This is a genomic window from Pseudogemmobacter sonorensis (assembly GCF_042762395.1).
GTDB classification, from domain to species: domain Bacteria; phylum Pseudomonadota; class Alphaproteobacteria; order Rhodobacterales; family Rhodobacteraceae; genus Pseudogemmobacter; species Pseudogemmobacter sonorensis.
Genome location: NZ_JBEFZE010000061.1, coordinates 1 through 6,553, shown reverse-complemented (window position 1 = coordinate 6,553; position 6,553 = coordinate 1). Strand labels below are relative to the sequence as shown.

Here is a 6,553-nt window from a genome sequence, read left to right as displayed (position 1 = left end):
TCAGCATCCCGTGCTCGGCCTCCGATAATTATCGAAGGCACAATGGACCCAACCCCCGGTCGGTGGGGTCCCTTTTGGACGCCGATCACCCCAGAAGCGGGGTCCTTATTCCACGCCGGTCAACACTAAGGGTGCGGCCTCGTCTGCTTCAAGGCCCGCCGGACATCGGAAAAAGCCATTGGGCCCGGGCTTGGGCGAGCTGCTGTCCGCGATCATCGCAGTGATCGAGGCTACCAGGGAGAGCGCCTCGTTTGGCATCGTCGGTTCTCAGCGCGGCTGGGGGGCCATCCCGGCCGCCTGATCGAAACCATTCTGCAAAGCAGCATCGCCAATCCGGTCATGATTGTCGATGAGGTCGAAAAAGCCGACACAGCAGTTTCGATGAAGGGGTATGCCTTCGGTCCGACCGAAAGGCTGCAACACGAGGGCTTTCGGCGTCGCCAGCAAGCTGTGCCAAGCGGGACAGGCAAGTCACCACCCGCCCGTAGGATTGCTCGGCTCCTGACCATTGGGCGGGATCACCTCTCCAGGGCCTATGAACCGCGCCGGGTTTTCCGGAGGCTGATTGACGTTAGTTACGTGGCCATGGCTTCAGCTTCCAGAGCTGCATAGAAGTTGGCCTCGGCTTCTGCGGGCGGGATGTTCCCGATGGGCTCGAGAAGACGGCGGTTGTTAAACCGATCCACCCATTCGAGCGTCGCGTATTCCACGGCTTCCAAGCTGCGCCATCGCCGCGCCAACATTGATCTGATCAGGGCAAGGCCCTCGTCGCCCCAGCATGAACGCGGAATTGCTCCAACCTTAAGTCAGACCCTCTTCGGGACACCGATTGACAGCCTCGCTGCGTAGTGCAGCCTCTTTTGTCATCTGCAAGCTCCATTCTCCAGGGGCGGGTGTCTTTGGCATGCTTCAACTCGTGGCATTCAGCAGACCAGGGGTCTGCCGCAGTTTTTGCAGCCTGCGTTGAAGCGTCCGGGGAGACACCCCGTGCCGCTCCGCGACTGCTTTGAGCGATTCCTTTTGAAGGTCTGTGTTGGCCTTCAGCACGTCCTGGTCGGAAATGCTGGGGGGGCGACCTACGTGCCGACCCTGTAGCTGGGCAGACAGCATCCCCGCCTTGGTCCGCTCGCTGATCAGTGCACGTTCGAATTCTGCGAGGGCCGCCATGATATGGAATATAAGCCTGCCACCGGGCGAAGACGTATTGAGCTCTTCGGTAAGGGATTGAAATTCAACTCCCCGCCGACCCAACTCGTCGATAAGTTGGACCAGGCCGTTCAAGGATCTCCCGAGCCGGTCCAGCCTCCAGACCACCAAGGTTTGTCCTGGACGCAACGCACGCATCATGGAACTCAGGCCCGGACGATTCATCCGGGTTCCTGAAATCCCGTGATCTTCGAACACCCGCTTGCATCCCGCGGCCTGTAATGCTGCGAGTTGCAGATCGAGCCTTTGATCGTCCGTGGATACGCGCGCGTAGCCAACCTTCATACTCAATCCTTTCAGCAGGGGTAAGCGCGTCCAGCCGCACCAGCAACATGTGTTGGGAGCGCCGAATCTCTTCATGAATCCGAGAAGGTCCCGTGATTTATCTTGACAAAAAGGACCGATTTTGGCGCTTGCACTCTCACGCTACCGCTACTCCTTGCTACACTGGAAACCGCTGGTGTTTCCGGCACTATGCTGTAGGAATGTCCAAAGGGGTCACTTTTGGACGCCGATAAGGGGGCACTCTTCAACGTCGATTGACACCGATGAGGACCGAGATCACGCCCGGGCAGGATTCAGACTATACCGGCTATGATCTGGTGATGGCCGACAACCTGCCGCAGCCCGCCGTTCTGGTCGCTGACAGGGGCTATGACTCTGACAAAGTTCGGGAAGACATCGAGAGCCACAACGCCCTGCCCATGATACCGATGCGAAAGACCCGAAGGGTGCGCAAGGCTGTCGACATGACCATCTACACCCTGCGCAACATGGTCGAGCGCTGCTTCAACAAGCTGAAAAACAGCCGTCGGCTGGCAACCCGCTACGACAAAACCGCCGAAAGCTTCCTCGGCTTCGTCGACGTCGCCTGCATCAGGCTATGGCTCCGACATTTGTCAACATGATCTAGAACAAATCTGGAGGCCGGCACGTCGAACGGGCTCCGGGTCACCGGTCTCACAGGGGACTATAAGCAGACCGGGCGGAAGCTCCGGTCAGATTTTCCCGAAATCGGCATCGCAGGAACCAGGCTGATCATGTATTTCTCACAGGCCACCAATACCATGCCAACCCGGAATTCCGTCGGAATACTTGCCAAGCCGGACCAATACCAAAAGCCAGAAGACCGAAAATCAACAGCAAACGAACTCGATTTCGAAATCCAAAGAAACCGGAAATTATTGTCACAGGAAAAAGAAAAGAAACCCGAAAACCGCAAATGACTTCCACCAGATCACGGGTTCGCACCTCCGGTATTCCACAGAAATGATTACACGCAGACCGAAAACATCCTCGCATGTTCCTCGAATGAACCGGCATGGAAACCCTCAGGATATCAGAAATCATGCTCAGACCGGCGATGTATCCAGAACCGCGAACTGCCCCGGAAACCCCAAAATGCGCCGGACCTGACAGATTCCCTGGAGGCCAGCAGCGCGCTCCCTGCACGAGTGCCACTCATCCAAAGCACCCAGGCAGATGCTGCCGCGCGTTTTACAGCATAGCAAACGGACAAACCCACCATGTGAACAGCTATTCGTCTCAAGGGCAGATCTGGCGCAGCGACTTCCCCCCCAAAATCCGTAAAATGGAAAGGGCCTGTTTTACGCCCCGACAATATAGCGAAATCCCCATAAAATCCGCCGTTCTTCCTCGGCTCTCGTCCGGCATCCCGTTCCCGCCCCCTCGACAGCCCCCTTGCTTCCACCGTTTGTCAAAATCACAAACGGACGGAACCACTGTCAGCCTTCTCGGCATTCTGACATCAAAGACCACCGGATTCCGCCCATGATCGTGCCGACCTCCAAAGCCGAGCTGCTCACTGCCATCGACCAGACCTTCACCCGCTTGCTGGCTGACCTCGCCAAAGTGCCGCCCGCTCATGCCCGCGACACCACGCTGGATGGCCATGCAGCAGGCACGATGATGAGCCCGTCTGACCTCGTTGCCTATCTGATCGGCTGGAACGAGCTTGTCCTGAAATGGTTGAGCCGTGATGATCAGGGGCTTCCAGTCGACTTTCCTGAGACCGGATTTGCCTGGAACCAGCTCGGTCAGCTTGCGCAAAAGTTTTACCGCGACCACGATGATCTGGATTGGCCTGCCCTGCTCGACCGTCTGAACCGCGCCGAAAGCGATCTGATTGCCACGATCACCGCCCGATCAGATACTGATCTCTACGGCCAGCCTTGGTATGGCAAGTGGACCAAGGGGCGAATGATCCAGCTCAACAGTTCCTCGCCCTATGCCAATGCGCGGGGACGGATCCGCAAATGGATGCGTGAGACTGCCTGATCTCTTCTGCCACCGCCCCGCAAGCCTAGCGCTGAGGATCAATCACACCATCCCGCGCGCCCTGAACCAAGCCACCTCATCGCGGATCGTCTGGGCTATCGGGCGGAAAGTCACCCCCAGTTCATCGCGTGACTTCGCCGGATTGAAACGGGTGCGCTCTGCCTCCGCGCGCATGGTGCGCACGGTGGCGAGGCTCAGGAGCGCCGGGCGTTTGGTGATGCGCGCCACCACCTCCTGCAATGCCGCAATCGGCCAGAGCACCGCCACCGGGATCCGGCGTTTCGGTGCAGGCGTGCCGGTGACCTCGGCGTAGATCTTCACCAGATCGGGCATGGCGATGTGGTGACCGGCTGCGAGGTAATGTTCCCCCCGCCGCCCCTTTTCGGCGGCTGCGACCAGCGCGAAAGCCACATCCCGGGCATCGACAAAGGCAAAGGTTCCGGGCGGAATGCCGGGCAGCGCGCGCTTCAGGTAGTCCAGCGTGAACTGGCCCGCCGCCGTTGGCCCCAGATCGCCCGGCCCATGCATCCAGCCCGGCATCACGAAGGCCGCAAACATCTCGGGGTGGCCGCGCAGAAACGCCTGCACCACCGCATCCGACTGCATCTTGCTGCGGTAATAATCGTCAGCATCACGCGGATCGCGCTTCATGCTCTCGTCAATCAGCGCGCCGCGCGGGCCGTTCACCACCGCGATCGAGCTGGTATGGATGAACCGCCGCACATCCGCCGCATGGGCCGCCGCGATCAACTCGGTGGTCGCATCGACATTGATCTGCTTCAGCATCGCCCAATGCTTGCCGCCGCCATAGCTTTCGCGGAAATAGGCAGCGGTGTGGAAGACCACATCGCAACCAGCCAGCGCCGGGGCAAAGCCCGCGACGTCCTGCATATCGCCCTCGATGATCTCCAGCCCCGGGATCTGCCCGAACTGCGCCTCGGCCTTGACCCGCGACCTCGCAAGAGCGCGCACCGCCACGCCGCGCTCCAGCAAAAGCCGCACGAGATTATTGCCGAGAAGTCCGGTCGCGCCGGTGACGAATGCCGTTTGCATCAGGGGTCCTGTCCGGCGCGGAATGCGCCTGTTGCCCCCGACATAACGGCATGAGCCTTTGCGCAGAACGCATGGCATGGCAAAACAGGTTTGCCAGAACGCAAAGCAAAGGGGCGGCACGATGAACTGGGATGACCTTCGCCTGCTGCTGGCGGTGGCGCGGCGCGGCAGCTTTCTGCGCGCGGGCGAGGCGCTTGGCATGGCGGCCTCGACGCTTTCGCGCCGGATCACCCAGCTGGAGGCCGGAATCGGCGCGGCACTGGTTGAACGCGGTGCCGATGGCACCAGGTTGACGGCCCGAGGGGCCGCCCTGGTTCAGGCCGCGCAGGATTTTGAAGCCGCACTGACGCCGAAGCCAGAGGCCACGGGCCTTTCCGGCCGCGTCAGGGTGACGGCGGGTGAGGGCTTCGTCGAGCCGGTCACTGATGCCGCCACCGCATTCACCCGCCTGCATCCCGGCTGCACGGTGGATTTCACCGTGACACCTGATCTGGTGAAGCTCTCGCAAGGGGCGTCAGATGTCGCCATACGTACCCTGCATCAGGGAGAGCCTTCGCTGATCTATCAGCGGCTGCCGGATGTCGGTTTCGGCATCTTTGCCGCCACCGAAATGGCATTGCAGCCCGGTGCTGCGCCTGAGATCATCCCGATGATCGGGCTGCTGCCACCCATGGATCAGTTGCCGCATATGAAGGCCGCGCTGGCGGCAGGGTTCATCACTACCCCAATCAGGGTCTCGTCCTTTGCCGCGCAACTGGCGGCGGTCAGGCAAGGTCATGGCGCCGCCGCCCTGCCCCGCGTGCTGGCGAAAGGACTGCTCGAGCCTTTCCCGAAGGTAAATTTGCCGGAGTTGCAGGTGTTTCTGGTGACACGACCCCAGGCTCTGCGCCAACCGCAGATCCGCGCCTTCGTCGATCTGCTGAAGGAGCAGATGATGTCTATCGGTCCGCAATGATGTAGTCCGCCAGACCTCTTCCCGATCCCATCAGGAACGCCATCACGTTATCATGCTTCATTCCAGAAATGGCAGGACGGGTTTCTCACGTACATCCCCCCTTTCGGCAGCGTCGAGATCGAGCGCGTTGCATGAAATCAACGAGGAATGGCGACATCTCGCTCCAGCACTCAGTAACGCAACGACCAAATCATCGATCAGATAGGCAGGCCATCTTGATGGACGGGTCGCAAAACGCCACCTTTGAATGCAGGAGGTTCCCCATGTCTCTATCTGTCAAACTCACGGATGACAGGGTTGTCGATGACGCGCGTATCGAGGCCGAAATCCAGAACTGATCGCTCGCCGACCAGATCACACATTGGGCAAGGATCGGGCGCGCCACCGAACGTTCTGGCAGATTTGACCACAGCCGGATTTCCCGGGCCCTGACCGGGGAGCGACTGTATCTCAAGTCAAGCCCGTCACCGCGTGATCTGCACACCATGTCTGGTTGGATTTGATCATCGCGTTGAGGATGACGATGATCTTCCGCATGATTGCGACGATTGCCACCTGGGGCTTTTTGCCAGCGGCCAGCAATCGCTTGTAGATGGATTTCAAGCGGGGATTGTTCCGTGTCGCCGCGCCCATGGTAGCCATGTAGAGAACACGGCGAACGCCGGATCTGCCACCGCTGATCGCTCGATAGCCCTGCTGCTTTCCGCTGTCGCGATTGATCGGGGCCACGCCGACCAGTGCTGCGGCCTGCTTGTCGGTCATGGTTCCGAGCTCGGGCAGATCGGCGATCAGTGTGCGAGCTGTCGTTGCCGCGAAGCCGGGAATGCTTTCGATGATCTCGCGGCGCCGACGCCAGTCTTCATCCTTCTGGATCATGGCGTCGATCTCGACCTCGACCGCCGCGAGTTGCTTGTCTAGGGTCAGGACCTATTGATTGTGGATCTTTAGCATGATTCAGGAGGTGCTAGGAGACCCTTCTGATGAGCAATCTATTCTGGCTTACAGACGCGCAGATGGCGCGGCTTGAGCCTTTCTTTTCCA

At 59.9% G+C, this 6,553-nt stretch carries 6 protein-coding genes and 3 pseudogenes; 5 read left to right on the top strand and 4 right to left on the bottom strand.

The window, feature by feature from the left end; all coding sequences use genetic code 11:
• Positions 1-575: 575 nt before the first annotated feature.
• Together ABNX41_RS21335 and ABNX41_RS21330 are read right to left on the bottom strand one after the other, a co-directional pair.
• Positions 576-728: pseudogene (locus ABNX41_RS21335) on the bottom strand (IS3 family transposase); the annotation flags it as partial.
• Between the two features lie 181 nt (positions 729-909).
• Positions 910-1,491: a recombinase family protein gene (locus ABNX41_RS21330; RefSeq protein ID WP_438671701.1), complete on the bottom strand. Its 582-nt coding sequence runs from the start codon at positions 1,489-1,491 to the stop codon at positions 910-912.
• Between the two features lie 260 nt (positions 1,492-1,751).
• On the opposite strand from ABNX41_RS21330, the pseudogene ABNX41_RS21325 reads away from it, so the two are divergent.
• The 3 genes and pseudogenes from ABNX41_RS21325 to ABNX41_RS21315 all read left to right on the top strand — a co-directional run.
• Positions 1,752-2,114: pseudogene (locus ABNX41_RS21325) on the top strand (IS5 family transposase); the annotation flags it as partial.
• 132 nt (positions 2,115-2,246) lie between these two features.
• Complete coding sequence (locus tag ABNX41_RS21320) at positions 2,247-2,432, top strand: hypothetical protein (RefSeq protein ID WP_438671700.1); 186 nt, start codon at positions 2,247-2,249, stop codon at positions 2,430-2,432.
• 565 nt (positions 2,433-2,997) lie between these two features.
• Positions 2,998-3,504 (top strand): ClbS/DfsB family four-helix bundle protein, encoded by a 507-nt coding sequence (locus ABNX41_RS21315; protein ID WP_438671699.1) that lies wholly within the window; start codon positions 2,998-3,000, stop codon positions 3,502-3,504.
• 42 nt (positions 3,505-3,546) lie between these two features.
• On the opposite strand, the gene ABNX41_RS21310 is transcribed toward ABNX41_RS21315, so the two are convergent.
• Complete coding sequence (locus tag ABNX41_RS21310) at positions 3,547-4,557, bottom strand: SDR family oxidoreductase (RefSeq protein WP_438671698.1); 1,011 nt, start codon at positions 4,555-4,557, stop codon at positions 3,547-3,549.
• 76 nt (positions 4,558-4,633) lie between these two features.
• Between ABNX41_RS21310 and ABNX41_RS21305 the strand changes: the two genes are divergently transcribed.
• Positions 4,634-5,512 (top strand): LysR family transcriptional regulator, encoded by an 879-nt coding sequence (locus ABNX41_RS21305; protein WP_438671697.1) that lies wholly within the window; start codon positions 4,634-4,636, stop codon positions 5,510-5,512.
• A 350-nt stretch (positions 5,513-5,862) separates the two neighbouring features.
• Positions 5,863-6,015: pseudogene (locus tag ABNX41_RS21300) on the top strand (TA system antitoxin ParD family protein); the annotation flags it as partial.
• Here the strand turns inward: ABNX41_RS21300 and ABNX41_RS21295 are convergent.
• Positions 5,963-6,388, bottom strand: coding sequence for a transposase (locus tag ABNX41_RS21295; protein WP_438671696.1), 426 nt, complete (start codon positions 6,386-6,388; stop codon positions 5,963-5,965). The pseudogene ABNX41_RS21300 and the gene ABNX41_RS21295 overlap by 53 nt on opposite strands.
• Positions 6,389-6,553 lie beyond the last annotated feature (165 nt).

Coding starts and splice junctions, on each gene's coding strand:
- ABNX41_RS21330 (WP_438671701.1), bottom strand. CDS start 1,491: ATGAAGGTTGGCTACGCGCGCGTATCCACGGACGATCAAAGGCTCGAT.
- ABNX41_RS21320 (WP_438671700.1), top strand. CDS start 2,247: ATGTATTTCTCACAGGCCACCAATACCATGCCAACCCGGAATTCCGTC.
- ABNX41_RS21315 (WP_438671699.1), top strand. CDS start 2,998: ATGATCGTGCCGACCTCCAAAGCCGAGCTGCTCACTGCCATCGACCAG.
- ABNX41_RS21310 (WP_438671698.1), bottom strand. CDS start 4,557: ATGCAAACGGCATTCGTCACCGGCGCGACCGGACTTCTCGGCAATAAT.
- ABNX41_RS21305 (WP_438671697.1), top strand. CDS start 4,634: ATGGCAAAACAGGTTTGCCAGAACGCAAAGCAAAGGGGCGGCACGATG.
- ABNX41_RS21295 (WP_438671696.1), bottom strand. CDS start 6,388: ATGATCCAGAAGGATGAAGACTGGCGTCGGCGCCGCGAGATCATCGAA.